This is a genomic window from Chondromyces apiculatus DSM 436, assembly GCF_000601485.1.
Classification (GTDB): domain Bacteria; phylum Myxococcota_A; class Polyangia; order Polyangiales; family Polyangiaceae; genus Chondromyces; species Chondromyces apiculatus.
Genome location: NZ_ASRX01000113.1, coordinates 1 through 26,457, shown reverse-complemented (window position 1 = coordinate 26,457; position 26,457 = coordinate 1). Strand labels below are relative to the sequence as shown.

The 26,457-nt window shown below is 70.8% G+C and carries 18 protein-coding genes; 8 read left to right on the top strand and 10 right to left on the bottom strand.

All coding sequences use genetic code 11. The features are described from left to right. The first annotated feature begins 180 nt into the window (after window positions 1-180). Together CAP_RS41215 and CAP_RS41210 are read left to right on the top strand one after the other, a co-directional pair. Window positions 181-1,758 (top strand): aminopeptidase P family protein, encoded by a 1,578-nt coding sequence (locus CAP_RS41215; RefSeq protein ID WP_044251467.1) that lies wholly within the window; start codon window positions 181-183, stop codon window positions 1,756-1,758. A 9-nt stretch (window positions 1,759-1,767) separates the two neighbouring features. After that, a complete protein-coding gene (locus CAP_RS41210) occupies window positions 1,768-2,226 on the top strand; it encodes an SRPBCC family protein (RefSeq protein ID WP_044251464.1) in 459 nt (152 codons plus the stop codon). 66 nt (window positions 2,227-2,292) lie between these two features. Here CAP_RS41210 and CAP_RS41205 read toward each other — a convergent pair whose 3' ends face one another. From CAP_RS41205 to CAP_RS41190, 4 genes are read right to left on the bottom strand one after another with little or no spacing between them, the layout of a single operon-like run. Continuing rightward, window positions 2,293-3,480: a vitamin K epoxide reductase family protein gene (locus CAP_RS41205; RefSeq protein ID WP_044251461.1), complete on the bottom strand. Its 1,188-nt coding sequence runs from the start codon at window positions 3,478-3,480 to the stop codon at window positions 2,293-2,295. Between the two features lie 39 nt (window positions 3,481-3,519). Next, a complete protein-coding gene (locus tag CAP_RS41200; protein ID WP_044251458.1) occupies window positions 3,520-5,163 on the bottom strand; it encodes a DUF262 domain-containing protein in 1,644 nt (547 codons plus the stop codon). Between the two features lie 8 nt (window positions 5,164-5,171). Then, window positions 5,172-6,170 (bottom strand): hypothetical protein, encoded by a 999-nt coding sequence (locus CAP_RS41195; RefSeq protein WP_044251455.1) that lies wholly within the window; start codon window positions 6,168-6,170, stop codon window positions 5,172-5,174. After that, the gene (locus tag CAP_RS41190) at window positions 6,167-7,465 is read right to left on the bottom strand and encodes an AAA family ATPase (protein WP_044251453.1); all 1,299 of its coding nucleotides are present in this window, start codon (window positions 7,463-7,465) and stop codon (window positions 6,167-6,169) included. The genes CAP_RS41195 and CAP_RS41190 overlap by 4 nt, the downstream gene beginning before the upstream one ends. A 130-nt stretch (window positions 7,466-7,595) precedes the next feature. Between CAP_RS41190 and rnr the strand changes: the two genes are divergently transcribed. The 3 genes from rnr to CAP_RS41175 all read left to right on the top strand — a co-directional run bounded on the left by rnr (window position 7,596) and on the right by CAP_RS41175 (window position 12,832). Then, the gene (gene rnr, locus CAP_RS54655) at window positions 7,596-11,123 is read left to right on the top strand and encodes a ribonuclease R (RefSeq protein WP_231512003.1); all 3,528 of its coding nucleotides are present in this window, start codon (window positions 7,596-7,598) and stop codon (window positions 11,121-11,123) included. Between the two features lie 135 nt (window positions 11,124-11,258). Continuing rightward, window positions 11,259-11,876, top strand: a complete 618-nt coding sequence (locus CAP_RS41180) for a hypothetical protein (protein ID WP_044251451.1) — start codon at window positions 11,259-11,261, stop codon at window positions 11,874-11,876. 50 nt (window positions 11,877-11,926) lie between these two features. Beyond that, a complete protein-coding gene (locus tag CAP_RS41175; protein ID WP_197041570.1) occupies window positions 11,927-12,832 on the top strand; it encodes a 3-hydroxyacyl-CoA dehydrogenase family protein in 906 nt (301 codons plus the stop codon). A 16-nt stretch (window positions 12,833-12,848) separates the two neighbouring features. Here CAP_RS41175 and CAP_RS41170 read toward each other — a convergent pair whose 3' ends face one another. The 4 genes from CAP_RS41170 to CAP_RS41155 form a co-directional block, all read right to left on the bottom strand. Continuing rightward, window positions 12,849-13,793, bottom strand: a complete 945-nt coding sequence (locus CAP_RS41170) for a nucleotidyl transferase AbiEii/AbiGii toxin family protein (protein ID WP_081865801.1) — start codon at window positions 13,791-13,793, stop codon at window positions 12,849-12,851. Further along, window positions 13,790-14,395, bottom strand: a complete 606-nt coding sequence (locus tag CAP_RS41165) for a type IV toxin-antitoxin system AbiEi family antitoxin domain-containing protein (RefSeq protein ID WP_044251449.1) — start codon at window positions 14,393-14,395, stop codon at window positions 13,790-13,792. The genes CAP_RS41170 and CAP_RS41165 overlap by 4 nt, the downstream gene beginning before the upstream one ends. Window positions 14,396-14,539: 144 nt before the next feature. Next, on the bottom strand, window positions 14,540-15,787 hold the full coding sequence (locus tag CAP_RS41160; protein ID WP_044251447.1) for an AAA family ATPase: 1,248 nt from the start codon (window positions 15,785-15,787) through the stop codon (window positions 14,540-14,542). Window positions 15,788-15,874: 87 nt separating this feature from the next. After that, window positions 15,875-16,603, bottom strand: coding sequence for a tetratricopeptide repeat protein (locus CAP_RS41155; RefSeq protein WP_044251445.1), 729 nt, complete (start codon window positions 16,601-16,603; stop codon window positions 15,875-15,877). Between the two features lie 304 nt (window positions 16,604-16,907). Between CAP_RS41155 and CAP_RS41150 the strand changes: the two genes are divergently transcribed. Then, entirely contained in the window at window positions 16,908-19,565 is a 2,658-nt protein-coding gene (locus tag CAP_RS41150; protein ID WP_044251444.1) for a hypothetical protein, read from the top strand. A gap of 75 nt (window positions 19,566-19,640) precedes the next feature. Here CAP_RS41150 and CAP_RS41145 read toward each other — a convergent pair whose 3' ends face one another. Further along, complete coding sequence (locus CAP_RS41145) at window positions 19,641-20,417, bottom strand: hypothetical protein (protein WP_044251442.1); 777 nt, start codon at window positions 20,415-20,417, stop codon at window positions 19,641-19,643. Window positions 20,418-20,422: 5 nt separating this feature from the next. Beyond that, window positions 20,423-23,224, bottom strand: a complete 2,802-nt coding sequence (locus CAP_RS41140) for a PEP/pyruvate-binding domain-containing protein (RefSeq protein ID WP_044251439.1) — start codon at window positions 23,222-23,224, stop codon at window positions 20,423-20,425. A gap of 122 nt (window positions 23,225-23,346) precedes the next feature. Between CAP_RS41140 and CAP_RS41135 the strand changes: the two genes are divergently transcribed. After that, window positions 23,347-24,867, top strand: a complete 1,521-nt coding sequence (locus CAP_RS41135) for a sigma 54-interacting transcriptional regulator (protein ID WP_231512002.1) — start codon at window positions 23,347-23,349, stop codon at window positions 24,865-24,867. A gap of 28 nt (window positions 24,868-24,895) precedes the next feature. Further along, window positions 24,896-26,457: serine/threonine-protein kinase (locus tag CAP_RS55485; protein WP_052376849.1), on the top strand; the 1,562-nt coding region annotated here is incomplete at its 3' end.

Genomic DNA, 26,457 nt, shown 5'->3' with positions numbered 1-26,457 from the left:
GGAACAGGTCCGAGGTGTTCGCGGAACACCCCCGAAGTGTCCGGGAGAGGGGTGAGTCCCTGTCGGGCGGAGAGGTCTGACCTGACCGGGAAACCTGCGGACTGACTCGGCCATGCGCTTTGGCGGCATCGACGGGAATCGACGGGAGCGGGGAAGGCTCCGGGTCGATATAGTGGTTGCATGACCTACGACCCCGAGACGAGCGCCTCCGCCAGCACGCCCCCGGTCGCACCCAACACAGGCACCCTCCCGGAGGGGGCCCAGGCGACGCCAGCGCCTCCCGCCGAGCCGCCGCAGGCCCTGCTCGACTTCATGGTGCGGGAGTGGGCGCCCGGGCCGGGGACGCCCGAGGTCATCGTGCACGCCGAGGCCTTCGCGGCGCGGCGGCGAGCGCTCTCGAAGCTGTTTCCGGGGGAGATCCTGGTCATCCCGACGGGGCACGAACAGGTGCGGGCCAACGACACGAACTTCCGGTTCAGGCCGGGCTCGGACTTCTACTACCTGACCGGGAACGTGGAGCCGGACTGCGTGCTGGTGCTGGAGCCACAGAAGGGAGGCGGGCACCGCGACGTGCTGTTCGTGGAGCCGAACCCGGGGCGGAGCGACAAGACGTTCTACACGGACCGGGTGAAGGGGGAGCTGTGGGTGGGGCCGCGGCTCGGGGTGGAGCAGAGCCGGGTCCGGTTCGGGGTGCACGAGTGCCGGGAGCTGCCAGGGCTGGGGGCGTACCTGGAGGGGCTGGTGAGCCGGTGTCCGGATGTGCCGGCAGCACCGCGGCGGCTGCTGCGGGGGCTGTCGCCGGTCGCTGACCAGACGCTGGATGATCCGGCAGGGCGCGGGGAAGGGGACAAGGCGCTGGCGCAGGCGCTGTCGGAGATGCGGCTGCTCAAGGACGCGGCGGAGGTGAAGGAGCTGCGGACGGCAGTGGCGGCGACACAGCGGGGGTTCGAGGACGTGATCCGGGGGCTCGGGCCGTGGCGGCGCGAGGAGGGGCCGGTGCTGCGGCGCAAGGTGCGCTCGGAGCGGGAGGTGGAGGGGATCTTCTACGTGCGGGCCCGGGTGGAAGGGTTCGACGTGGGGTACGGGACCATCGCGGCAGCGGGGGCGCACGCGTGCACGCTGCACTGGACGCGGAACGATGGGGCGGTGAAGCCGGGGGAGCTTCTGCTGCTGGACGCGGGGGTGGAGCTGGAGACGCTCTACACGGCGGACATCACCCGGACGCTGCCGGTGAACGGGAAGTTCTCCGAGGCGCAACGGAAGGTCTACGCGCTGGTGCTGGAGGCGCAGAAGGCGGCGTTCGCGGAGGTGCGGCCCGGGCGCGACTTCCTGGAGCCGAACCGGGCGGCGATGCGGGTGCTGGCCGAGGGGCTGGAGAAGCTCGGGGTGCTGCCCTCGGCGAAGGAGGCGCTGCGGGAAGACCGGCAGCTCTTCCGGCGCTACACGCTCCACAACGTGAGCCACATGCTGGGGCTCGACGTGCACGACTGCGCGCAGGCGCGGCAGCAGACGTACCGGTTCGGGAAGCTGCGGCCAGGAATGGTGCTGACGGTGGAGCCGGGGCTCTACTTCCAGGCCGATGACCTGACCGTGCCGGAGGAGCTGCGGGGCATCGGGGTGCGGATCGAGGACGATCTGCTGGTGACCGAGGACGGGCACGTGAACCTGTCAGCATCGATCCCGAGCGATCCGGACGCGGTGGAGGCCTGGATGGCGTCGCTGTGGGAGGAAGACCAGGCGGCGCACCGCGCCAGCTAGGGAGAGGCCATGAGCACGACCCGGATCACCCGCCACCTGGACGCGCCCCGCGCCAAGGTCTACCGCGCGCTCATCGACGCCGACGCGATCGCGCAGTGGCGGGTGCCGCCCGGCATGCGCTGCGCGGTGCACGCCTTCGAGGCGCGGGAAGGTGGCAAGTTCCGGATCTCGCTCACCTACGACGCTCCGACCGAGGCCGGCAAGACGAGCGCCCACACGGACACCTACCACGGACACTTCGCGAAGCTCGTGCCGGACACGCAGGTGGTCGAGGTGATGGAGTTCGAGACCTCCGATCCTGCGCTGCGTGGCGAGATGACCTCGACCATCACCCTCACCGATGCCGGCGGGGGCACCGACCTCGTCGCGGTGCACGAGGGGGTCCCTCCCGGCGTGCAGCCCGCCGACAACGAACTGGGCTGGCAGAAGTCCCTCGACAAGCTCGCAGACCTGGTCGAAGAGCGCTGACATCGCTCCACGACAGGCTCGCGGCGCCGGTCGAGGGACGCTGACGCCGCGCTGTCGGTCCGCCCTTCAGTCGGCCTTCTTCGGCTCGGCCTCGTCGGGATGCGCGTCGCCTTCCGCGGCGGGCTTGCGCAGGGTCATCCAGGAGGCGGCGGCGGCGATGGCGGCGAGGGCGACCCAGAGGCCGGCGAGGGGGAGGCCGGTGTGGCCGCCGGCAAGCTCGAGGCGGATGACCTCGTCGAGGCGGGCGGGGTTCATGCCGAGGACGACGCGGCGGCCGACGTACGTGAAGGGGAGGCCGAGGCCGGCGACGCGGCGGTAGAGGTCGAGGTCGGCCTCGACGAGGGCGAGGGTCTTCGGGGCGGCGAGGCAGGCGGCGAACTCCTCGGGGTCGATGCGGATGGGCTTGAGGACGTCGAGGACGCCTTCGTCGGTGAGCTTGCCGGGGCTGGCGGTGTAGAGGAGGGCGGCGGCGGCCTCGCGCTGCTCTGGCGTCGCGCAGATGTAGGCCTTGGCGGCGGGCATGGCGCCAGGGTGGCGGGGAAGGGGCGCCATCTTGCGGATGTAGTGGATGCGGTCGCCGTACTGCTCTTCGAGGCGGTGGATCTCGGGGCCGAGGCGGCGGCAGAAGGGGCACTCGAAGTCGGTGAAGCCGACGAGGGTGACCTTGCCGGGGACCTGGGCGGCGGCGATCTCGGAGGGAAGCTCGGGGAGGGTGGGGTACTTGCCCCAGAGGAGGGGGAGGGCGATGGCGGCGAGGCCGGCGGCGGCCCAGGTGACCAGCTCGGCGCCGCCAGGGTTCACGCGGTCGGCGAAGGTGGTCCAGGCGCTGTCGGTGCGGGCGCGGGCAGCCATGGCAGCGAGGCTGCCGGCGGCGACGGCGGCGACGAAGGCGGTGGTGTCGACGACGACGCAGTAGGCGCAGAAGGTCTTCAGCTCGAAGGCCTGGATGGCGACGAGGAAGAGGGCGATGACGCCGCCGAGCCCCGTGGCCACCGAGAGGAGGAGGTGGTGCATGCGGGTGCGGGCGAGGAGGGAGCCCGCGAGCAAGGACGCGAACGCGGCGAGGCCGAGGTTCGGGAGGGGGAGGCCCAGAGGGTAGGCGTACCCGGAGACGCGGACGGCGCCGCAGCCGCTGGTCATGCTGCAAAAGGCAGGATCGCCCGCGCTCTGGTAGTCGGCGACGAGCGCTGCGCTGGCCACGAGGGCGACGAAGAGCGAGAGCCGCAGGAGGAGGACGAGGTGGCGCGGGCGCATGGTGAGAGAACCGTCCTAGCAGGGAACGGGGGCGGGTGCTCAGGAACCACGGAGCGCGGGCTGGAAGCGCGCTGCGAGGGGGGCGAAGAAGGCGTCTTCGAGGGCGTCGAGATCATGGCGGCGCTGGTGAATGAAGCCGTTGAGGTTTCCAGCGCGGAGCAACCGCAACGCCTCGTCGGAAACTACGTGGATTCGGCGCAGCTTCTGAAGGTCTGCTGCCTGCAGCGTGCTCTGTCGGTTCTGGAGCGCGTCGAGCAAGGGGCGAACGTTTTCAGGTTGGACGAGAAACCGATTCCCGGGGCTTCCGTACGCCGAGGGCGATACCCAGTGACGCAGCAGTAGCTGCGAGAGGAGCCGGTTATGACCTTCCAGGGCCAGCAGATGGGCAGCGCTTGCCTCCTCTCGGCCTGATGGTGGACTCGGAAACTGCTCAGCCAGGCGCACTGCGAGTGTCTTGGCCCGAGACGATCTCAGGTCCAGCGTTGGCGGCAAGGAGCGCTTTTCGAGCTGGCGCTCACGGGGCCAGCGTGGTCGGGCATCGTGCGCCATGATGCGAAGGTCCTCAAGTGCCTGCCGGATGCGTCGGTCGCTGCCGCTACCGAAGAACAGCTCGGTGTAGGTGGATAGCCAGAACCATGCATGGAGCAGGTCCAGGACAGGTATGGTGGGGCTCGGGTGGCTCCGGAACGTCTCCGCGAGCAAGGTGATCTGGACAGCGTGGGGCACGAGACCAGGAGCGTGGATACTGCAACGTTCGCGTAGAAAATGTGCGGCACCCGTGATGCCGAGGACTGCATCCTTGAGGACTTCCGGTTTAGGCCGCAACTCCCGGCTCAACCGCTCCGCCGTCGTCTCTCTGAGATCAAGTCTGAGCGCTGTCTTGCAGACATCAAGGACCTGTTCGTCGTCCAGGTCCTGCCAGCCTAGAGGGCGCAAGTGCTCCTCCTTGAGATCCGCGATGCGCTGGAGGAGGTCAAAGGATGCCGACCACGTGAGCGCATGGACCATGTGGACTCTGCCCATCTCGGTCCCTTGGCTGTTGATGCGCTTGAAGGTAGCGGTCGCCAGTTCAAGATCCTCGCTCACGACCGGTATCACCGCGATCTTGTACTCACGAAATGCGCGAGAGATCTCGTCGGAGGTCTCGATCCAGCGATCTGCCTGTGCCTCCGGAAGCCTTCGTTGGATCCGCACCATCCGGATGCTGTCGAGCAACGCATGGAGGGGCATGTATCTGGGGTTCAGCTCCTCAGACTCGTCGCCTTCTTCAAGGATGTGAAAGTCGCGGGTCTCAAGGTCGACGTAAGCTCTGAAAGGAGGAGCATTGCCTGGCTCCTGCGCCTCATCTTCAGGGCGATGTAGTGCTGCGTAGAGAGTGGAGAGGCGCTGGTGACCATCGAGGAGGTACTGGTGCACGGCTCCTTCTCCACGCGGTGGCGAAGCCAGCCGGTAAGGGCCAAGGCGGTCGTAGCAGGCAAGGCTGCTGTTGTGCGTCCGCCACACGAGGAGCGCGCCGATGGGGATGCCATCGCGGATGCTGCGCAGAAGCTCGATCTGCTGCTCGCGCCTCCAAACGAAAGGGCGCTGAAAGCGGGGGACCTGGAGAAACCCGCGTTTGATCTCCTCTAGGAGGGAGGAGAGGAACTGGACCTGCGGCTCGTTGACGAAGCTCGGGGCGTGCATCGGTGATCCTAGAGGATGCGGGCGATCAGATCGTCGATCACGGGGGTCATCTCTGCGAGGGCGCCTTCTCTGTGCAAATCTCGCTCTTGGACCACGTTTTCAGCATAAAGCGAGGCGATGTCCTGCGCGAACCCTCCTTTGAGAGCCTCGCGGTTGTCATCTCCGAGGTCGTCATAGAGGTCTCCGGCTCCCGGCCCACTGCGATTGGTGCCAGCACCTGCGCCTCCATCTCCGGCGAAGCCTCTCTTCATGTTGTAGTGATGCCGTTGCACATCGCTCATCTTCATGAATGCTTCGAAGACAGGGACGCGAGAGCGCAGGCGCGTTCGGTCTGAGTAGGCCCATCCGTGCAAGGAGTTCAGGGTGAGATAGTTCTCGATGAAACGTCGGCGAAGCTGGTGGTGCGGAATCCTGGGGCCGCATGTTGCTGCCAGCTTCCTCACACCATGGCTTGGCAATCCAGGTCTGCGTGCGTCGCTGTCGAAGAGGAGCCACAGGGTGAAGCGCACGGATGGATCGTCGCGCATGTCGATCTCGACTTCTTTCGTCATCCTCTCCACCCCGCCGCCATGATCGAACCGAAGTGCACCATCTCTGACCGCCTTTTCGAGAAACCTCCGCTGGCGTTCGTTGGCCATGCACAGCAGGAAGTTGCGATCGGTGTGGCTGTCTTCGAGGAGTACGCGGAAGGGTTTCTCCAGCAGCTTGAGAGCATCATTCAGCGTGAGCCGCGGGACTTCGGCATCCCAGTCTGACTTGGACGTGGTGGCGACAATGACCCTCGTGCGCGAAGGGTTCCGGCTCTCCTGCTCCAAGCTGAATCGTATGACGAACTCGCAAGCCTCGCGATCGTCCGCGCCTCTGCGCCCAAGCCATCTTTGGAAAGCTGCCCCGCTCTCATCCAGCTCGATCGGATGCCCCCTTTGAAAGGAGAGCGTGAAGAGGCTGAGAGCCTTGAGCGAAAAATCCGGGCTGCGGAAGACCTCGTCCTCGATGAAGGCCTTCACGCCTGGCTCCGCTTGCGCCGCTCTAGGATCAAGCTGCGGGCTTGCTCCACGTCTTCCGAGAAGACGCCAGGAGGCCAGTTGTTGTTCTCGGGCCGGGCCAGCTCGTCGAAGGTGATGCGCTCCATGAGCGTATGTCCCTCAGCAGTCTGTCTGACCCAGTAGACGAGCACCCTGCCGGGCGGCAGCTCGCCGCGGATGATCGCAAGCTGCACGCGCAGCAGTAGGTTCTCGGAGTGAGTTTCGAGCAGGATGCGCGGAGGGTCTTCGGAAGCGGCGATACCACAGAGGAAGGATGCGACCTCGGCGTGGGCTCGCGGGTGGAGGTGGAGTTCCGGCTGCTCGATGCCCAGGGTGGGGCTCATTCCGAGCTTACCGTGGCGCGCCAAGGCTCCGAGGACGATCACCGGGAGCACTTGCGCCATGCCCTCGCCAGTGTCGATGAGATGGATGCGAATGGCCTCTCCCTGCAGCGGGCTCAGCGCGGGGAAGAATTGCTCGGCTTGTCCCGCGCCCTCACGGACGATTTCGAGGCGATGCGCCATGGCATGGGCGTACCAGTCGCTGACTTCTTTGAGCACGGCACCGTCGGCTAGGGCGTCGTAGGCGAGCATGGCCGAGGTGCCTTCGCCGTCCGGCTGGATGCGGCGCGGCGGACCGGTGTAGCTGCTCCGGCGGGGCGGCAAGGTGCGCATGGAGCCGATCCAGTGCACGCTGGTGCGGAGGTGCTTCAGGCGCTGGGCGATGGCCCGGAGCACGTCGGCTTGAGGTCCTTTGAGGGCTTCGTCGGGGAGCGATGGGACCAGTCCCTCGAAGTCGATCGAGGCGAGGGTGGACGAGCCGTCCGGGTGCTGCAGGTCGTAGCGAGACACGTCGGCTCCAGGGCTGTCCTCGGTGAGGGCGAGGTGCGCCTCCAGGAGCAGGGTGCCGTCGGCGCCGAAGGCGCGGAGCTGGTCGACGACCTGTCGCTTCGACTGGAAGAGATCGAGGATCGAGATCTCCACGCGCTTCACGGGGGTCTGGTCGTCGTCCCAGGAGAGGGCGAAGTCGAGCGAGGGCTTGCTGGTGAGGCGGGAGCGGAGATCGTTGAAGGTCGCGTCGCGGGCCGGGGCCGAGCGGAGGGCAAGCGGTCCTTCGATGGAGGGATCGGTGGAGGCGGCGAGGAGGGGGAGGACGCGGAGCAGGGCGCTCTTGCCGGCGCTGTTGTAGCCGAAGAGGAGGGTGAGCGGGCGCAGCTCGACCTCGGTCGCGTCAGCGAAGGAGCGGTAGTTCGCGGCGGTGTACGAGGCGAGCGCCATGGGGGGCGACGATAGCATCACGGGCTGTGGTCGGGAGGCTTCCGCGCCTCGCGTGGGCTGTGTGCAGATCGGTCATATTCCTCGGGTGGGGCAGCCAGAGGCACGCGAGTCGTGCTACGCCGTGGGGCAGATGAAGACCTCTCCCTCCCTGCGCCGGGAAGCCGTGCTGGACCTGCTCACGGTGTTCAAGCGTGCCCTGCACGTGAACGAGATCGCCGAGCGGCTCGGGATCGAGCCGCGGCGGTTCTCGGCGCTGCAGAAGCTGATGAACGATCTGGCCTACGACAACGTGGTGGTGGCGCTGCCGGGGCAGCGGTTCCGGATGGCGCCGGGGGAGGTGGATCGGCGCGGCGGGGGCGGGGCGGAGTACGAGGGATTCCTCAACGTGAACCCGCGGGGATTCGCGTTCGTGACGGCGGGCGGGGTGCCGGAGGGGATCTACCTGCCGCCGGAGGCGCTCGCCGGGGGGATGCACGGGGACCTGGTGGCGGTGCGGATCGCGTCGCGGTCGCGCAAGGGGGTGGAAGGTACGGTGGTGCGGATCGTGAAGCGGCGCCACGCGCGCGTGGCGGGGACGCTGCGGCGGCGGGGGAAGAGCGCGTGGATCGAGCCGGATGACCAGCGGATGCGGGGGCCGATCGTGCTGCACGCGGAAGCGGGCTCCGGGCGGGTCGATGGGCGGGATGGGTCGGCGGCGGTCTGTCGGATCACGCGGTTCCCGGAGACGGCGGACGAGAACCCGGAAGGGGTGCTGGAGGCGCTGCTGGGGGAGCCGGGGGATCCGGAGGTGGAGGTGCAGAAGATCCTCATCCGCGAGGGGATCACGGAGGAGCACTCCCCGGAAGCGGTGGCCGAGGCGGAGGCCTACGGAGCAGAGGTGTCGGCAGAGGCGCTGGAGGGGAGGGAGGACCTCACGTACCTGCCGCTGCCGACCATCGATCCGGAGGACGCGCGGGATCACGACGATGCGGTGTGGGTGATCCGGGAGGACGACGGGTCGTACCGGGCGTGGATCGCGATCGCGGACGTGTCGCACTACGTGCGGCCGGGGACGGCGCTCGACGAGGAGGCGATGGCGCGGGGGAACTCGATCTACCTGCCGGATCGGGCGATCCCGATGCTGCCGCGGGCGCTGTCGTCGAACCTGTGCTCGCTGCTCCCGGGGCGCATCCGGCTCTGCCTGTGCGTGGAGGTGGAGCTGGATCCGACGGGGGACGTGCGGACGGCGCGGGTGATCGAGGGGTACATGCGCTCGATCGCGAAGCTGACGTACCCGGGGGTGGCGCGGACCCTGGGGTTCACGCAGGAGCCGGCGCGGAGCCCGGCGGCGGAGGCGCTGCGGGCAAACCTCGCGGTGATGTGGGATCTGGCGCGGCTCCTGCGGGCGAAGCGGATGCGGCGGGGGGCGCTGGACTTCGAGCTGCCGGAGGCGAAGGTGGTGTTCAATCCGGTGACGAAGGAGCCGCAGGACGTGAAGAAGCGCTCCCAGGATCCGGGGGTGATGAAGGCGTATCAGCTCATCGAGGAGATGATGCTGCTCGCGAACGAGGTGTGCGCGGAGTTCGTGGTGGAGAAGAAGGCGCCGTCGGTGTTCCGCTACCACGCGCCGCCGGACCAGACGAAGCTCGAGCGGTTCTCGGCGATGTGCGGGGAGCTCGGGATCACCTTCGCGCCCGAGGACGCGGAAGACCCCAAGCGCCTGAGCGCGTTCCTGAAGAAGATCGCGGCGCATCCGCAGAAGCAGGTGCTGCACATGCTGCTGCTCCGGGCGATGAAGCAGGCAGTGTACGACGTGGCGAACGTGGGGCACTTCGGCCTCGCGTCGCCGGCGTACCTGCACTTCACCTCGCCGATCCGGAGGTATCCGGACGTGACGGCGCACCGGGCGATCCGGAGCCTGGTGCGGGGGCAGAAGATCGACCGGAGCGATGCGGCCAAGGAGCAGCTCATGGAGGCTGCGGCGCAGTCGTCGGACCGGGAACGGAAGGCGATGGAGGTGGAGCGGGAGGTGATGGACCTGCACCGCGCTCTGGTGATGCGGTCGCGGGTGGGGGAGACGTTCACGGGGACGGTGACGGCGATCGTGGGGAGCGGGGTGTTCGTGAACCTCGACGATCCCTTCGTGGACGTGATGGTGCGGATGGAGGCGCTGGGGTCCGACCACTACAACATGGACGAGCAAGGGCTGCGGGTCGTGGGGGCGCGGTCGGGGGACCGGGTAAGCCTCGGGGACACGATGGTGGTGCAGATCGAGGAGGCGTCGATCCTGCGGCGTCAGGTGCTGGGGCGGCGGGTGCGCCTCGCCAGCGAGGCAGGGGTGGAGGAGCGCGCGGGGGCAGGGTTCGAGCGCGGAGGGGCGCGGCACCGCGGGCAGGGACAGGGCCGTGAGAAGGCGCCGTACGGGGGGCGCGGGGGACGCGGAGAGCGCTCAGGACAGGGCGGATACGCAGGACAGAGAGGGGCTGCTGGGCAAGGGGGAGCTGCGGGGCAGGGAGGAGCTGCTGGGCAAGGGGGACGCGGCGGGTCCGATCGGGGTCGGGGGCGGCACCGGGGAGAGGCGTCGGGGTACGAGCGCGGGGGGGCGCGGCATCGGGGCGGGGCGCCGGGGGCCGGGGCCGGGGCCGGAGGTGGCTGGCGCTGGGACGAGGAGCCTGCGCGCGAAGGCGTGGAGGGCGTGGAGGCAGCAGAAGCCGTGAATGCGGTGGAGGTCGGGGGGACCGCGGGGACCGCGGGGACCGCGGGGGCCGGTGAGGGAGGGCGCTCGGCGCAGGCGGCTGCGGAGGCGTCGCGGCTGCGGCGGAAGCAGGTGGTGGAGGGGGGCGCGCGGGCGCGCCGCAGGGAGCGGGACCGGAAGGACGAGGGGCTGGAAGAGCCGGAGCCGCTGTGGCAAGCGCACGCGGCGCCCGTCGAGGAGCTGATGGGTGGAGCGTCGGGCGGAGCGCCGAGAGCGCACGGGGCCGCGAGGACGGGGGTGGTCGCGGCGGAGCCGGCGGAGATGCTGGGGGATGCCGTGCAGGGCGAGGATGGAGGCTGGGCGCTGCAGGCGACAGAGCCACGCCGGGGACGCCGGCAGAAGGTAGGGGCGGAGCGGCGGACGACGGGGGAGTCGTCGGTTGGGCACGAGGCGGCGGCGCGCGTGGAGGCGGCGGCGCGCGTGGAGGCGGCGGCGCCGACGGAGGGACGCGAGGCGACGCAGCCCAAGGCGGAGGCGCGGCGACGTCGGCAGCGCGCGGAGGACGTCGGGCGGCAGGCGGAGGCGCAGGTGGAGGCGCAGGTGCGGGGACACCGGCAGGCACCGATCGAGGTGGCGACGCCGTCGCAGGCGCTGACGAGGGCGGAACGACGGGGGGGGCGCACGCAGGGGGCGGACAGCGTGACGGACGCGGCGGAGACGGCGGAGACGTCGAAGAAGGCTGGGGGGGCGCTGAAGGGTGGGGGGTCTGCGAGGACGCCCAGGGGAGTCGCGGGGGCCAGGGCGCCGAAGGAAGGCGGGAGCGCTGGGGCGCCGAAGAAGGGCGGGAACGCTGGGGCGCCGAAGAAGGGCGGGAGCGCTGGGGCACCGAAGAAGGGCGGGAGCGCTGGGGCACCGAAGAAAGGGGAGCAGGGGGGCGGCACGAAGGGAGAGCGCGGAGAGCGCGGGGGCAAGACGCGGCGGTAGCGCGGGTGCGGTGCGTGGACGGCGTGGGGGGGACGTCGCGGAGCGGCTCGGATCTGGCCTGGAGGCCGGTGCTGGAGAGCGCTGCTGCTGGTCCCCCTCGACGCGGCCGCGGAAGTGCGGCAACGGTTGGCGGGCATGAGCGACGCCCACGATGTCCATGGCGCTGACGCGCACCACGCTGACGCGCACCACGCTGACGCGCACCACGCCGACGCGCACCACGGTGATCACGACGCCCACGGTGACCACGGTGACCACGGCGCCCACGATGCCCACCACGACGACTTCGATCCGGAGCCGGTCCAGGAACTGTCCCCGGGAGAGCCTCGGACGCCTGGCTGGGTGCCGGCGTTGGGGCTGGCGATCCTGATCTCGGGGGGGATTGCGCTGCTGGCGGGGCAGAGCAGCGAGGGCGCGGCGGAAGACAAGCCCGCGGCGGCAGCGGCAGCGGCAGCGGCAGCGGCAGCGGCAGCGGCACCGGTAGCGCCGCCTGTGCCGCAGCTTCGGCCGGGCGGCGGTGCGCTTCCGGGCGGAGGGGCTCCGGGGGTGCAGCAGCAGCCGCGGGTGCTGCAGATGCCGCCGCCGGGTGGTGAGGAAGGGCTGCAGCCCGTTCCGCCGCCCGAGAGGGCGCGGCCCGCGCAGCGGCTGTCGCCGGAGCAGATGAAGATGCTGCGGGATCAGATCCAGAAGGCGCAGCAGCAACAGGGGAAGCCCGGGGCAGCGCCTGCGCCTGCGCCCGCACCCGCGCACTGACGGGGCGCTTCGCGTTCCTCGCGACGAGACCGCAATCACGGCAGAGAGGCATGATGGACGTGCAGGCCGCGAGCATTCGGAAGGTGCTGGTCCTCGGGACGGGGACGATGGGGCAGGGGATCGCGCAGGTCGCGGCGGTGGCGGGGTACGTGACGTACCTGCACGACGTGGAGATGGCGCGGGTCACGGCGGCGGTGGACGCGATCAAGCGCGCGACCGATCGGCTGGTGCAGAAGGGCAAGATGCTCAACGAGGCGCGCAGCGAGATGATCGGGATGCTGGTGGCAGCGCCCGAACTCGCGCCCGTCGCGGGTGAGGTGGACCTGGTCATCGAGGCGATCCCGGAGCAGATGGACCTCAAGGTGGAGGTGCTGTCGCGGGTGAAGGCCCTCACGCCGGAGCGGGCGATCTTCGGGTCGAACACGTCGAGCCTGAGCATCACCGAGCTGGGGCGGCGGCTGGGGATCGGGGGGCGCACGGTCGGTCTGCACTTCTTCAATCCGCCGCCGGTGATGGAGCTGCTGGAGGTGGTGCGGGGGCTGGAGACGGACGAGGCGGTGCTGGAGACGGCGCTCGCGGTGGCGAAGCGGCTCGGGAAGACGGCGATCGTGGTGAACGACTCGCCGGGGTTCGCGACGAGCCGGCTGGGGGTGGCGATCGGGGCCGAGGCGATGCGGATGCTGGAGGCGGGGGTGGCCTCTGCGGTGGACATCGATCGGGCGATGGAGCTGGGATACCGGCACCCGATGGGGCCGCTGAAGCTGACGGACCTGGTGGGGCTCGATGTGCGGCTGGCGATCCTGGAGCACCTGCACCGGGAGGTGGGGGAGCAGTTCCGGCCGCCCTCGATCCTGCGGCAGATGGTGCGCGCCGGGAGGCTCGGGAAGAAGAGCGGCGAGGGGTTCTACCGCTGGACCGAGGCCGGGCCGGAGCCGGTGGATCGCCGCGGGCGGTGAGCCCGGTCGGGGACGGTCACGTCTCCGACGCCGAGGCTTCTACATCTCGCCAGTGCCCAGCAGACCAGGTCTTGCTGAAGGGTCTGTCGTGGCGCAGAGCGTCCAGAGGTTGGTGCAGAAAGGCACGGATGTCGGCCACGACAGATGGAAATGTGAGGTTCCGGTCGGCGTCGCCCAGGCGTTTGAGAAACCCCAGCCTCTGCGCCTTCTTTTGCGGGTCCTCCGTGAAGGTATCGGTGAGGGCTACGGGATCGTCGGCGGGGATGGGCGTGCCGCGTCGGTTGAAGGTCGCGCGGATTGCCTCGGTGAGCAGGCGTCCGTCGAAGACGAAGCTCCGTGCGAGAAAGTGCAGATCGAAGAAGTCCTTCATGCGGCTGTTGCCGATGCCGAGCTGCACCATGGCTTCGAGCTTTTCGGCGATCACGGTTTCACGAGGATAGACCCGCAGCCGAGGCGGTGGAGAAGCGAGCAGGACCGGAAAGTCTGTCACGGTAGGAGGCGGCGTGATGGCGTCACCGAAGCCGATGTCGATCTGCACGTGGAGCCGCGCGGCGCCCAGCTTTCCCTGGAGCTTGATGTGAACACCTTCGTAGCTCGCGTCTTTTTTGATGCGCTCCGCAGTGACCGAGCTGGCGTCGAAGACAACGCCATCATCATCGACCGGGGTGTCGCAGACTCCACGAAAGATCTCCTCCAGACGATGGAGGGCGGGAGGCCCGGAACCAAGAAGGTCAATGTCTTTGGTCGTCCGGTGCGGATGCCCTGACCATACGGTGAAGAGCATGGCTCCCTTCAAGACGAAGGTCGGCTCGTGAGGCGACTTTGACAGCCGGTAGAGCAGGCGCTCCATTGCGTAACGGTTGAGGACGAACTGGAAGTCCTCCTTCCGGGTACGCGCGAGAGCCTGCAATGCTTTGCGGACCGTCGCAGCGGGATCATTCGTGGGGTCCAGACGTGTCATGCAACAGCTTCGATGTAGGGTCGCAGGACGCGGGCAACTCGATCGGCGGCAGCGGCTTTCATCAGTATGTCAATCGAGCCACGCTTCCGCCGGTACTCGCTGAGTGCCTCGATCGCAACGTCGAGCCCGATCTTGTTTCGGTACTTGAAACAGTCGGCCACGGTTTTCGCGGGCCCTGTGATGCGAACTTCGGCACCCTCGATGGTATGTGTCTCGATGCCATGTGTGAGCGCAGCCCCGGAGAACCGCACGATGCGGATGGGAGGCCAGTCAAGGGTAGGCTTTCGGGCCTTCACTCCGATGGCGATCCACACCTCGTGGGGCGACTGCGTCGAGAGTTGATGGAATTCGAGCGCGGAGAGGAGGCAGATCACCCCTGCAGGCACCCGGAGGCCAGCCTCGACGAGCGTATGGTGCTCGGTCACGTCTGCATCGGGGAGGCCGTAAACGCCACGTGCGACGCGTTCCAGAAGGCCTTCCTCCACGAGTCGGCCCAGGGTCGCGCGACTTATCCCTTTGGCTTCAAGGTCGCGGGTGCGCAGAACACCCTGGGTGAGGGCGAGCTGAGCGACGCGATCAACGAGAGGCCGGGAAGCGGGCATGTTACAAAACGTCGGTATATCTTGTGATGTACCGACGAATTGTAACTCGTTCGAGTTAAACGCTGTGACTCGTTCGAGGTTCAGTCGCTGTTCTGGTGATCGTTCAGCGGTGACGAACAACCTCGGCTGCGCCCCGGGTCGCGGCTAGCGCAGGGCGGCTTCGTGCCAGGCGGCGGGGTCGAGCTTTTCGCGGCCAGAGGTGACGGTGGTGGCGCCGTCTTCTCTGCGGGAGAAGCAGAGGATGTGGCCCGGGTCGGTCGCGGTGATCACGGCGGGGGCGTGGGTGGTCACGAGGACCTGAGCGGTCGGGAGGAAGGCGGGGGAGGCGAGGATGGCGAGGGCGCCGAGCGCGGCCTGGGCGGCGCGGGGGTGAAGGCCGACCTCGGGCTCCTCGACGAGCCAGAGGCCGCTGCTGCCAGGGAGGAAGGCGGGGAGGGTGAGGGCAAGGAGGCGGAGGACGCCGTCGGACATGCTCCAGGAAGGGACGTCGAGGCCGCTCTGGGTGCGGAGGACGAGGTGGCGGTGGCAGTCGTCGGGGCGCTGGACGGAGCGGATCTCGGTGATGTCCGGGAGGGCGGCCTTGAGATGGGTGAGCCAGCGGCTCACGCTCTCGGGGTGCTGCTGTTCGAGGGTGGCGACGAGCCAGGGGAGATTGCTGCCGTCGGTGCGGTAGGTGGAGGGCTGGCCGGGAGGGCTGGGCTTGCGGAGGAGGCGGACGTCGGGGGCGAGGTGGTGGACCTGCTCGGCGAGGAAGCGCTTGAACCAGAGGGAGGCGGGGAAGCGGGTCTCGTCCTCGGGGAGGTAGGCGAGGGCGGAGCGGCGGCGGCCGAGGCGGTAGGCGACGAGCCAGCCCTTGCCAGGCTCCTGGTAGGTCTCGGAGTAGTAGTTGTCGTTCCCGCCCTGGACCTTGTGGACGATGGTGCGGGCGACGCCGACGGACTTGGAGGTGAGGATGGTGCCCTGGGTGCCGGAGGCGCCGGGGAACATCTCGAGCTGCTTGGCGATGCCATGCTCGCTGGCCTTGAGGGAGACGCGCTCCTCGGTGAGGGCGGGCTCGCCGGTCTCGGGGTCGCGCTCCAGGCCCACTTCGTAGCGGAGGGTCTCGAAGGAGGGGTTGCCGAGGCGGCGGCGGATGGGCTCGGGGACAGTGGCCTCGATGGCCAGCTCGATGGGCTGGGCGCGGCGCTGGAAGCTGAGATCGTCGAGGGTGGGGGCGCGCTCGGTGGCGGCAAGGGCAGGGCCGCGGGCGGTGAGGGCGCCGAGGAAGGAGAGGATGTCGAGGAAGGTGGATTTGCCGCTGCCGCTAGGGCCCGCAAGCACCTGGAAGGGGCCGAGGGGCTGTCGCAATAGCTCCAGGCAGCGGAAGCCTCTGGCCTCGACGAGCGTGATCACCCGCCAGGTTTCGCTTGTCTTTCCTGGAGGTGCAAGAGGCGCGTGGGGTGGATGACGGGCCGGGGACGTGGAGAGGGACGAAAAACGTCAGCGGTTCTTCGTGTCCTTCTTGGCGTTCTCCTCGGCTTCCTTCAGGCGCTCCTCTTCGCGCGTCTTGATGCGCTCGCGGACGGGGGCGTAGTCCTGCTCGTCCTTGAGGTGCTGGTCGATGCGCTTCTGGCGCTCGGTGGCGGTCTCGAGGAAGCCGGTGGCCTTGGGGTTGCTGCTGACGAAGGTCGTGTAGGCGGTCCAGGCGTCCTTGGCGCCCTGCCAGTTCTTCTGGCGCTCGCGGAGGTCGGCGAGGCAGAAGAGGACCTTGGCGTGGAGCTCGGCGCTGCCCTTCTTGCCGAGGGCGGTGTTCCAGGCGGTGTCGGCTTCCTCGGGCTTGCCGGATTCGAGCATGGCCTCGCCGAGGCGGTAGAAGCCGAGCATGAGGCTGGGGTCGAGCTTGATGGCGTCCTGGAAGGCGGTGACGGCGCCGGGGATGTCGCGGGCGACGAAGGAAGCCTGGCCTTTGACGATCTGCTCCGTGTAGGGGCTGATTCCCGTCTGGCCCGCGGGGTCGCGGCGGATCTCGCCGACCTTGCCCGCGGGGGCAGGCCTGGGCGCTGCCGGAGCAGGCTTGGCAGCCGCGGCGGGCGGAGCCGCAGGCGCGGGCGCGGCCGGCGCGGCCGCAGGGCTGGGCGTCGGAGCAGGGGTGCCCGAGGGCTGCTGGGCGAAGGCGGGCACCATCGCGGAGGTGAGCGCGAGGAGCACGGGGATCACGCAGGCACGCATGGGCGTGGAGCCTACCCCACCAGGCAGGCAGGAGGGAAGGCAGGTGGGCGCGAGGGGGGGAGGGCAGGTGGCCGCAGGCGAAAGGAGGGCAGGTGGCCGCAGGCGGAGGGAGCAGCAGGCGCAGGCGCGTTGGAAGGCAGGTGGCCGCTGGATGTCGGGCGGGCGGCGGGGGGGTGTCCGTGCGTGAACGGCACGTCCAGGGCTTCTCGCGGCCGCGCGGGTCTGCCTAGGATGGACCACGTTGCGCTGAAAAGTGGTCGGTTGGGTCACGATGCAGGGATCTTGCTTCCGAAAGGACGGACGGATGGCGCGGAGATCGTGGACGAGGGGCGTCGGTGGGGTGCTGGTGCTGGGGACGACGCTCATGACGCAGACGGGCTGCGAGCTCATCGTCAGCGCAGATCGGAGCCAGATCCCCCCGGAAGGCACGGGTGAAGGGGGCGCGGGGGGTGAAGGGGGCGCTGGCGGTGGGGTCGGCGGCGCTGGCGGTGGGGTCGGCGGCGCTGGCGGAGCCGGCGGTGGAATGTCCTTGGAATGCACGGTCGCCGCGGACTGCCCCCAGGGGGTGAATGCATGCATCGTGGCGACGTGCACAGTGGGCATGTGCGGGTTCCAGAATGCTGCGGCAGGGACGCCGGTGGCGAGTCAGACCGCGGGCGATTGCCAGCGCAATCAGTGTGATGGGAGCGGTGCGGTGGTCGGCGTGGCCGACGACAGCGACGTGCCCGTCGACAGCAACGGGTGCACCGAGGACCTGTGCTTGCTGGGGGTCCCGTCCAATCCGCCGGTCGCGTCGAACACGGCGTGCAACGAGAACGGGGGCGTGATCTGCGATGGGGCGAGCGCGTGCGTGCAGTGCCTCACGGCCGCCCAGTGTCCGGGCCAGGACACCGCCTGTCAGGCGCGCACCTGCACGGCCGGGATGTGCGGGGTGAGCAACACGGCGGCAGGGACGCCGGTGTCGACGCAGACGGCCGGTGATTGCCAGGTGAGCCAGTGCGACGGCAACGGCGCCACGGTGATGGCCGCCGACGACAGTGACGTGCCCGTCGACAACGAGCCCTGCACGTCGGACGTGTGCACGGGAGGGGTCCCCTCCAATCCGCCCGTTCCCGAGGGGACGAGCTGCGGCGGCGGCCTGACCTGCGATGCGATCGGCGAGTGCACCGGGTGCGTGACGGCAGACGATTGCCCGGGGCAGGACACGGAGTGCGCGGTGCGCACCTGCACGGTTGGCGTGTGCGGGATGAGCAACACGGCGGCGGGGACGCCGGTGGCGGCGCAGACGGCAGGCGATTGCCAGGTGCGTCAGTGCAATGGCGGCGGGCAGGTGGTCGTCGCGAACGACGACAGCGACGTGGCCAATGACGGGAACGATTGCACCCTCAATAGCTGCTCGAACGGGGTGCCCGGGCTGGAGCCCACGGCGCCCGGGGCGCCCTGCGACGACCTGGGTGGGACGCTGTGCAATGGCGCCGGGGCGTGCGTGGAGTGCCTCGCGGCGACCGATTGCTCGGCGTCGGTGACGGAGTGCCAGGCGAATAGCTGCAACACCGGGGCGTGCGCGGTGGTGAATGCCACGACCGGCACGGTGCTGGCGAGCCAGGTGGCAGGGGACTGCCAGCAGCGTCAGTGCGACGGGGCCGGGGTGGTGGTCACGGTGCCGCAGAACGGTGATGTGCCGGTGGACAGCAACGACTGCACCGACGATATCTGCACGAGCGGGACGCCGTCGCATCCGCCGACCGCCGCCGGGGAGCTGTGCGATCAGGACGGGGGCGCGGTGTGCAGCGGCACCGGGACGTGCGTGGAGTGCGTGGACAGCACCGACTGCGCCATGGGCGAGGTGTGCACGGCCGGCGTGTGCGAGGCGGCGGCGCCCACGTGCAGCGACGGGACCCAGAACGGGAACGAGACCGGCGTCGATTGCGGCGGGCCGGATTGCCCGGCGTGCCCGACGACGGTGGGCTTCCACGTGGTGCGCATCGGCGACGGGACGGGGAGCTTGAATGCCACCGCCCACGCGGTGTTCCTGGAGCGCCGGGATCAGAACGGGGCCCTGCTCGGGACCGTATCGCTGCCGACGACGACCAGCGGGTCGAACCGGCCTTTCACGCTGTCCGGGAACGCGACGACCGAGGGCGGGCTCTCGCGGTCGGCCAACGGCGCGTACGTGGTGCTCGCGGGGTACGCCGCGACGCCGGGTACGTCGGGCGTGACGGGGACGGCCTCGGCAACGACGCCGCGGGTGGTGGCGCGGGTCAATGCGGCAGGGAACGTCGACACCTCGACGCAGCTCAACGCGGCCTTCAGCGGGGTCAGCGTCCGCGGCGCGACGTCGAATGACGGGATGGAGTTCTGGGCGTCGGGTACGGGGGCCGCGGCGACCGGAGGGGTCTGGTACATCGGTCTCGGCACGACGGGTGGGACGCAGATCCTGGCGTCGCCGGTCAACGCCCGGCAGCCCCACATCTTCGGTGGGCAGCTCTACGGCAGCTCGGGCAGCAGCCCGAATGCGAACGTCTTTGCGATCGGCTCCGGCCTCCCCACGACGACGGGTCAGACCGCGACGAGCCTGAGCGGGATGCCCACCTCAGGGGCCTCGCCGCTGTCGTTCGTGCTGCTGGACCGCAACGCGAACGTGGCGGGCCTCGACACGCTGTACGTCGCGGATGACCGAGGGACGGGGGCAGGAGGCGGCGTGCAGAAGTGGACCTCCAACGGGACCACCTGGACCCTCGCGGCCACGTACGTGCACCCCGGCAACACCGCGGGCTTCCGTGGCCTGGGCGGGGCGGTGTCGGGCGCGAACGTGGTGCTGTTCGCGACCTCGGCCTCCGGGAGCGGCGCGAACGACGTGGTCCGCTTCGTGGACACGGGCGCGGCCACGGTGACGGGGACCGTCGTGACGACGGCGGCCGCGAACACCGTGTACCGCGGCGTGGCCATCTCGCCGAACTGACCCTCCTTCGGGAGGAGCCCTGCTCCGGGCGGATGTCCGGGGTCGCAGGGCTCCTCGCCAGCGTTCAGCCAACCATCAACGTCGACTGCGGTTTCCAGCGTCCTGGCCAGGAGCTGGGCCGCCGTCATGGGCGCCCGCATCCCTGGGTGCGCTGCCATCGGAGAAGCCACCGTCGGAGGGGCCCGCATCGGAGAAGCCGCCGTCCATCGCTGTGGCTGGCACGGTGGTCGCGTCCGCAGGGAACGGTGTGGCGTCACCTGCGTCACCTGCGTCGCTGGCGTCGCTGGCGTCGCTGGCGTCGAGCGCGCCCGCATCGGTGGCGGCGACGCCGCCGTAGGGCTCGGTCAGAGGGACGAGGCGGCCAGTGGTGGGGTCGGGGGGCCACCAGAAGCGCTGCTCGTCGCCGGTCATGCGGTCGATGAGGCGGCCCCAGGTGGCGCGGGGGCTGTCGGCCATCTGGACCTTGAGGCGGGTGGTGACGCCCTGATCGAAGGTGGGGTGGCGGAAGGGGCGGCTCTTGTCCTTCTGGGGGGCGTCGCCGGTGAGGGGGATGTTGAAGCGGATGCGGTCGAGCAGCTCTTTGCCGACGTACAGCTCGACGGCGAAGCGGCCGAGGACGCGGGCGGTGGCGGTGTTGTGAGGGACGGTGACGCGGCGGGCGCGGGGCATGGAGGTGATGCCGCGGCTGTGGAGGACCTCGAAGACCCACTGGGTGCGGCTGGGGATGCCGGGAGGGTCGGGGGTGTAGCCACCCTTGGGAGGGTCGGCGATGGCGGCGGCGGCGGCGGCGGCGAGGGCGAGGCCGAGGGCCCCAGAGAGCACGGCGCGGGTGAGCGTGGAGGCGCGGCGCATGAGGGTCAGGAGGTGTGAGAGGGCGGTGGGGGAGGCGGCGCGATGGAGGTGCGCTCCTCCAGGCGCTCGACGATGCCGCGATCGCCGTCGACGCGGAGGCGGTCGCCGGTGCGGATGGCGAGGGAGACGCCAGGGACGTTGACGACGGCAGGGACGCCGTACTCGCGGGCCACGATGGAGGCGTGGGAGAGGGGGCCGCCAAGCTCGGTGACGACGGCGGCGGCGATGAGGAAGAGGGGGGAGAGGCCGACGTCGGTGGTGCGAGAGACGAGGACCTCACCGGGCTTCAAGGCGTCGAGGGAGGCGGTGCCTGGTTCGAGGACGCGGGCGCGGCCCTCGACCACGCCGCCGCTCGCAGGGAGGCCGTAGAGGCGGGTGCCGGCGGCAGGGGGGAGGGTGACGGGCGGGGGGCGGCCGACGAAGGTGGGCGGGGGGTCGGGGCGGGCTGCGTCGCGGGCGTGCTCGGCGCGGCGGAGGCGGACGACGCTGCCGACGTCGGCGCGGCCGCTGCCGAGGGAGATGCACAGCTCGTCGTAGGTGCAGAAGAAGACGCTGCCTTCGTCGAGGGAAGGGTCGAGGCGGCGGAGGCGGCGGTCGATGTCGAGGGCGACGGTGCGGAGCATGCCGAGGACGCGGGTGACCCAGCCGCGCATGCGCTCGCGGAGGCGGGTGGTGTGCTGGGCGCGCCAGACGAGGGCGCGGACGAGGGCAATCTGAGCGCGGCCGAGGCGGGCTTCGAGGAGGGCCATCTCGCGGTCGGAGAGGGCGCGGGCACGGGCGAGGGCGCGGTCGGATTCGCCCTCGGGGCTGCGCATGGAGGCGGTGAGCATGGCCAGGATGGGCTGGGGGTCTTCGCTCCAGCGGGGGGTGCTCAGCTCGGCCTCGCGGACGGCGCGGTCGCCGTAGCGTTCGAGGAAGGCGCGGAGGGCTTCGCGGGTGGGGCCGTCAGGGAGGTCGTCGGGGGTGCGGACGTCGCCGGAGAGGAGGCGGTCGCGGGCGGCGGCTTCGCGCAGGGCGATGGTGCCGATGCGGGCGAGGTCGACGCCGGGGGCGGCGCTCTCGACTTCCTGGGCGCCGCCGATGAGGGTCTGGGCGAGGCGCTCGACCTCGCCGGCAGGAGGCTCGTCGAGGGGGTCGCGGGTGGGGTCGTCGGCGTCGGGGGAGCGCGCGGAGGCGCGGCCAGGGGCGAGCCGACGCAGGGCCTCGCAGAGGGCGAGGTAGCTGGCGAGGGAGGCGGAGGCGCAGCGGAGCATGAGGGTGCCGGTGCGTTCGAGGAGGCCGAAGGCGCTCTTCAAGGTGGTGGCGAGGCCGTCGTCCGGGAGGAGGCGGAGGTCCATCTCGGCGAGGGAGCGGCGGGCGCGGCCGGCGTCGGTTTCGTAGAGGCTGACGTCGCGCTCGAGAGCGGCCTGCTGGACGAGGAGGCGGGGCGCGGTGAGGGGGAGGCGGACGAGGAACGAGCGCCAGGAGACATGCGCAGCCTGGCGGGTGAGACGCTGGATGACCGCGGGTCCGGCGCCGCCGCTGACGCCGAGGATGGCGGCGGGGGAGAGGCCGGGGACCTGGGCGGCGATCTGCATGAAGGTGGTGAGGTTGAGGTAGAAGCGGCCCTGGATGTTGGCGACGAGGGTGGCGCCGCGGGGGACGCGGCAGCCGAGGGCGGCGAAGGCTTCGCGGAAGCCGTGGTCCGAGAAGGCGCGGGCGACGGACCAGGTGAGGGGCGTGGCGGCGCCAGGGAGGGCTTCGCCGACGTTGGCGCGGGACCAGATGGTGTCGGCGTCGCCGCCCTCGGGGAAGCCGCCGCCGCGCAGGGGGCGGACCTGGAGGAGCCACACGCGGTGCGTCTCGGCTTCGAGCGCGAACTCGACGTCGAAGGGGCCACCTTCGCTCTTGTCCAGGCGGTCGGCGATGGCGGCAAGCTCGCGGAGGGCGTCGGCGTCGAGGGAGGGAAGGGAGGTGCGCGCGGCGGGGATCTCTTCGTCGACGAGGGCGCCGTCACGGAGGCGGAGGGCGCGTCGCTTCTGGGTGATGGCGGAGGCGACGACGGCGCCGCCGTGGCGGGCGATGCGGAAGGTGTCGACGGGCGCGGAGCCCTCGACGACGGGGGCGCCGAGGCCGAAGGTGGCGTTGATGAGGCGCTCGTCGGCGGGCCAGCCGTCGCCTTCCATGCCGGGCGGGGGCGCGGTGAACAGGACACCCGCGGCCTCGGCGGGGACCATGAGCTGGAGGACGACGCCCATGGCCATGTCGCGCAGGCCGGCGTGGGCGAGGTAGGCGATGGAGCGGAGGAGGTAGGCGCTCGCCCAGACCTTGCGGATGGCGGCGGCGATGGCGTCGGGGCCGCGGGCGCCGAGGACGGTCTCGGCGAGGCCGGCGAGGGAGGTGGCCTCGGTGTCTTCGCAGGTGGCGCTGGAGCGCGTGGCGAGGCCCCAGGGGGCCTCGGGCTCGATGGCAGTCCAGAGGGCGTCGATGGCGTCGAGGAGGCCAGAAGGGAGCGGCGCGGCGAGGATCCAGTCGCGGGCGCGGGCGGCGCGGTCGACGCCAGCGCGGGTGCCCGCGAGCTTGACCACGGTGGCGAGATCGTGACCCGGCGGGAGGTGCTCGACGATGTGGCGGGTGAAGCAGCGGGCGTCGAGCGCCCAGCCGCGAGGGACGGGGTAGCCTTCACGCGCGAGCTGCGCGAGCGACCAGGCCTTGCCACCGACGCGCTTGAGGCCGACGCGGCGGCGTTGCGTGAGGGTTTCGAGCGGCCACAGCCAGTCGACCACGGTGGGCGAGTCGAGGACAGAGGCAGATCGGGGGTCGGTCACGGGCGGGAAGGTACACGCTCCGGGCGCGGGAGGAACGGGGGTTCGGGAGATGGCGCGACGGCTGCGTGGGGACCCCAGGCCTTGCTCGTGAGGGCGGCGACGCCTAGTCTCGACAAGGCCGGGTGCGATCGCCGTTCGACAGCATGGAGGATCCGAAGACGACGCCCGACGTGCGCGATCAGGCGTCTGGGCTGGGGCGGCTCCTGGTGCACTGGGATGGGGGGCACGCGGTGGTGCCGCTGCCGGCGTTCGGGAGCTTGACGGTGGGGCGGTCGGTCGAGTGCGAGGTGCGCATCGATCATCCGTCGGTGTCGCGCAAGCACGCGATCCTGCACCTCGGGCGCCCGGTGCGGGTGCAGGATCTGGGCAGCTCGAACGGGACGCGCATCGCGGGGAGGCGGCTCGACGCGAACGCGACGGCGCCGCTGTCGCCGGGCGAGGTGGTGGAGATCGGGCGGGCGCTCGTGGTGCTGCAGGCCGGGCACGATCTGCAGGGGGACGCGGAGGAAGAGCGCGGAGGGAGCGGGGGAGCTGCGGGGGCGCCGCTGCCCGCAGGGGTGATCGTGGCGGACCCGGGGATGGAGCGGGTCTACCGGATGCTGGAGATGGTGGCCAAGGGGTCCATCAGCGTGCTCGTGCTGGGGGAGACGGGGGCAGGGAAGGAGATCGCGGCGGAGACGATCCACCGGTTCTCGCCGCGGCACGGCAAGCCGCTCGTGGCGGTGAACTGCGCGGCGCTGCCAGAGAACCTGCTGGAGAGTGAGCTGTTCGGCTACGAGCGCGGGGCCTTCACGGGGGCGGTGGCGGCGAAGCCAGGGCTGCTGGAGGCGGCGCACGGGGGGACGGTGTTCCTCGACGAGGTGGGGGAGATGCCGCTGGCGACGCAGGCGAAGCTACTGCGGGTGGTGGAGACGCGGCAGGTGACGCGGATCGGAGGACTCTCGCCGAGGGCAGTGGACATCCGGCTGGTGTCGGCGACGAACCGGGATCCGGAGGAGCAGGTGCGGGAGGGGCGCTTCCGGCAGGATCTGCTGTTCCGGCTGGGCGGGGTGCGGATCGTGCTGCCGCCGCTGCGGGAGCGGCCGCTCGACATCGAGCCGCTGGCGCGGCTGTTCCTGCAGCGGGCGAGCGCGGAGCTCGGCAAGGCGGAGCCTGCGATCTCGGCCGAGGGGCGCGGGTGGCTGCTGCGGTATCCGTGGCCGGGGAACGTGCGCGAGCTGCGCAACGTCATCGATCGGGCGCTGCTGCTCTGCGGGGATGGGCCGATCCGGCTGGAGCACCTGCAGGGGGCGGAGCTTGCGCCGATGTCGGGGCGCGCGGGGATGCAGGGGATGCAGGGGACGCAAGGCGCGCAGGGAGCGCAAGGCGCGCAGGGAGCGCAAGGCGCGCAGGGAGCGCAAGGCGCGCAGGGGATGCAGGGACCGACGTCGGTGCCGACGCCGCAGAGCGCGGAGGGGGCGGGGCTGCGCAGCGAGGTGGAGGTGTTCGAGAGGCAGCGCATCCTGGAGGCGCTCGAGCGCTGTCACGGCAACCAGACCCAGGCGGCGAAGCTGCTGGGGATCTCGCGGCGGACGCTCATCGACCGCCTGGACACCTACGATCTGCCACGGCCCCGGAAGGGGCGCGGCCCGGCCGATCCTTGAGGGCGCGGGGCGCAGGGGGAGGCGCGTCGTGATCGCGCCCTCGGAGGTGATGCAGATCGGGCGGTACCTGCTGCTCGATCGGATCGCGGCGGGGGGCATGGCGAGCGTGCACCTCGGGCGGTTGATGGGGGAGGTGGGGTTCTCGCGGATGGTCGCGATCAAGCGGCTGCACCCGAACTACGCGCGGAACCCGGAGTTCGTGGCGATGCTGAGCGACGAGGCGCGGCTCGCGGCGCGCATCCGGCACCCCAACGTGGTGCCGACGCTCGACGTGCTGGCGGAGAGCGGTGAGCTGTTCCTGGTGATGGAGTACGTGCACGGCGATTCGCTCGCGCGGCTGTGGCGGGAGGCGCTCCGCGGGGGGGCGCTGGTGCCGCCGCGGATCGCGGTGGCGATCGTGTGCGGGGCGCTGTACGGGCTGCACGCGGCGCACGAGGCGCGGAGCGAGGCGGGAGAGCCGCTCGGGCTGGTGCACCGTGACGTGTCGCCGCAGAACATCCTGGTCGACGTGGACGGGGTGGCGCGGGTCCTCGACTTCGGGATCGCCAAGGCGGCGTGGCGGGTGCAGACGACCCAGGAGGGGCAGCTCAAGGGGAAGCTGAGCTACATGTCTCCGGAGCAGCTCGGGGGGCCTCCGCTCGATCGGCGGTCGGATCTGTTCTCGCTCTCGGTGGTGCTGTGGGAGCTGCTCACGGGGAGCCGGTACGTGGAGTCGCACGACTTCGCGGTGGTGATGAAGCGGCTGACGCAGGATCCGGCGACGCCGCCGAGCGCGGTGACGCCCTGGCTGCCGCCGGAGCTGGACAGGGTGGTGCTGCGCGGGCTGGCGCGGGATCCGACGGAGCGGTTCGGGACGGCGAAGGAGATGGCCGTGGCGCTGGAGGAGGCGATGGCTCCGGCGACGGCGCGCGAGGTGGGGGAGTGGGTGCAGGCGGTGGCGCGGGAGGCGCTGGAGGCGCGGGTGGCGCTGATCGCGGAGATCGAGGCGCAGAGCCGCGCGGAGCTGTCGGGCGTCGGGGCAGGGGGGCCCGGCGGAGGGAGCCCGGCGTCGCGGCCGGGAGGGGTGGGGCCCGCGCCGACAGCATCGAGCGAGCTGCCCACGATGCTGACGAGCGCGGGGAAGGGGACGCCGGTCGATGCGCAGCGCGGGACCGGGGTGGGGATGGCGGCGGCAGGGGCGTCCTCCAGGGGGATGCCGGTGGGAGCGCTGGGCTCGCTGACGGTGGTGATGCCGCTGAGCGCGTCGGAGATCTCCAAGGTGGAGAGGCCGCTGGGCGCGGGGAACGCGGGGAACGCGGGGAGCACGGGAGACGCGGCCGGTGCGGGGGGCGTTGGGGGCGGCTCCACGGTGGTGATGCAGGGGGGGGCGGGGGGCGTCGCCAGCGGCTCCACGGTGGTGATGCAGGGGGGGATGGGGGGGATGGCGGGCGCGGCCGGTGTGGCGGGCGGCTCCACGGTGGTGATGGGTGGCGCTGCTGCGGGGGCGCGCGGCGCGATGATGCAGGGTGGGCTGGCGCAGCACGCGCATGCGCAGCAGACGACGGGTGAGGCGGCGGCGTTCGAGGGGGGACCGCTGGGGGGGGGACCGCT

Excerpts from the sequence above, each read along its gene's own strand:
- CAP_RS41215 (WP_044251467.1), top strand. The coding sequence starts at position 181 with ATGACCTACGACCCCGAGACGAGCGCCTCCGCCAGCACGCCCCCGGTC.
- CAP_RS41210 (WP_044251464.1), top strand. The coding sequence starts at position 1,768 with ATGAGCACGACCCGGATCACCCGCCACCTGGACGCGCCCCGCGCCAAG.
- CAP_RS41205 (WP_044251461.1), bottom strand. The coding sequence starts at position 3,480 with ATGCGCCCGCGCCACCTCGTCCTCCTCCTGCGGCTCTCGCTCTTCGTC.
- CAP_RS41200 (WP_044251458.1), bottom strand. The coding sequence starts at position 5,163 with ATGCACGCCCCGAGCTTCGTCAACGAGCCGCAGGTCCAGTTCCTCTCC.
- CAP_RS41190 (WP_044251453.1), bottom strand. The coding sequence starts at position 7,465 with ATGGCGCTCGCCTCGTACACCGCCGCGAACTACCGCTCCTTCGCTGAC.
- rnr (WP_231512003.1), top strand. The coding sequence starts at position 7,596 with ATGAAGACCTCTCCCTCCCTGCGCCGGGAAGCCGTGCTGGACCTGCTC.
- CAP_RS41180 (WP_044251451.1), top strand. The coding sequence starts at position 11,259 with ATGAGCGACGCCCACGATGTCCATGGCGCTGACGCGCACCACGCTGAC.
- CAP_RS41175 (WP_197041570.1), top strand. The coding sequence starts at position 11,927 with ATGATGGACGTGCAGGCCGCGAGCATTCGGAAGGTGCTGGTCCTCGGG.
- CAP_RS41170 (WP_081865801.1), bottom strand. The coding sequence starts at position 13,793 with ATGACACGTCTGGACCCCACGAATGATCCCGCTGCGACGGTCCGCAAA.
- CAP_RS41165 (WP_044251449.1), bottom strand. The coding sequence starts at position 14,395 with ATGCCCGCTTCCCGGCCTCTCGTTGATCGCGTCGCTCAGCTCGCCCTC.
- CAP_RS41155 (WP_044251445.1), bottom strand. The coding sequence starts at position 16,603 with ATGCGTGCCTGCGTGATCCCCGTGCTCCTCGCGCTCACCTCCGCGATG.
- CAP_RS41150 (WP_044251444.1), top strand. The coding sequence starts at position 16,908 with ATGGCGCGGAGATCGTGGACGAGGGGCGTCGGTGGGGTGCTGGTGCTG.
- CAP_RS41145 (WP_044251442.1), bottom strand. The coding sequence starts at position 20,417 with ATGCGCCGCGCCTCCACGCTCACCCGCGCCGTGCTCTCTGGGGCCCTC.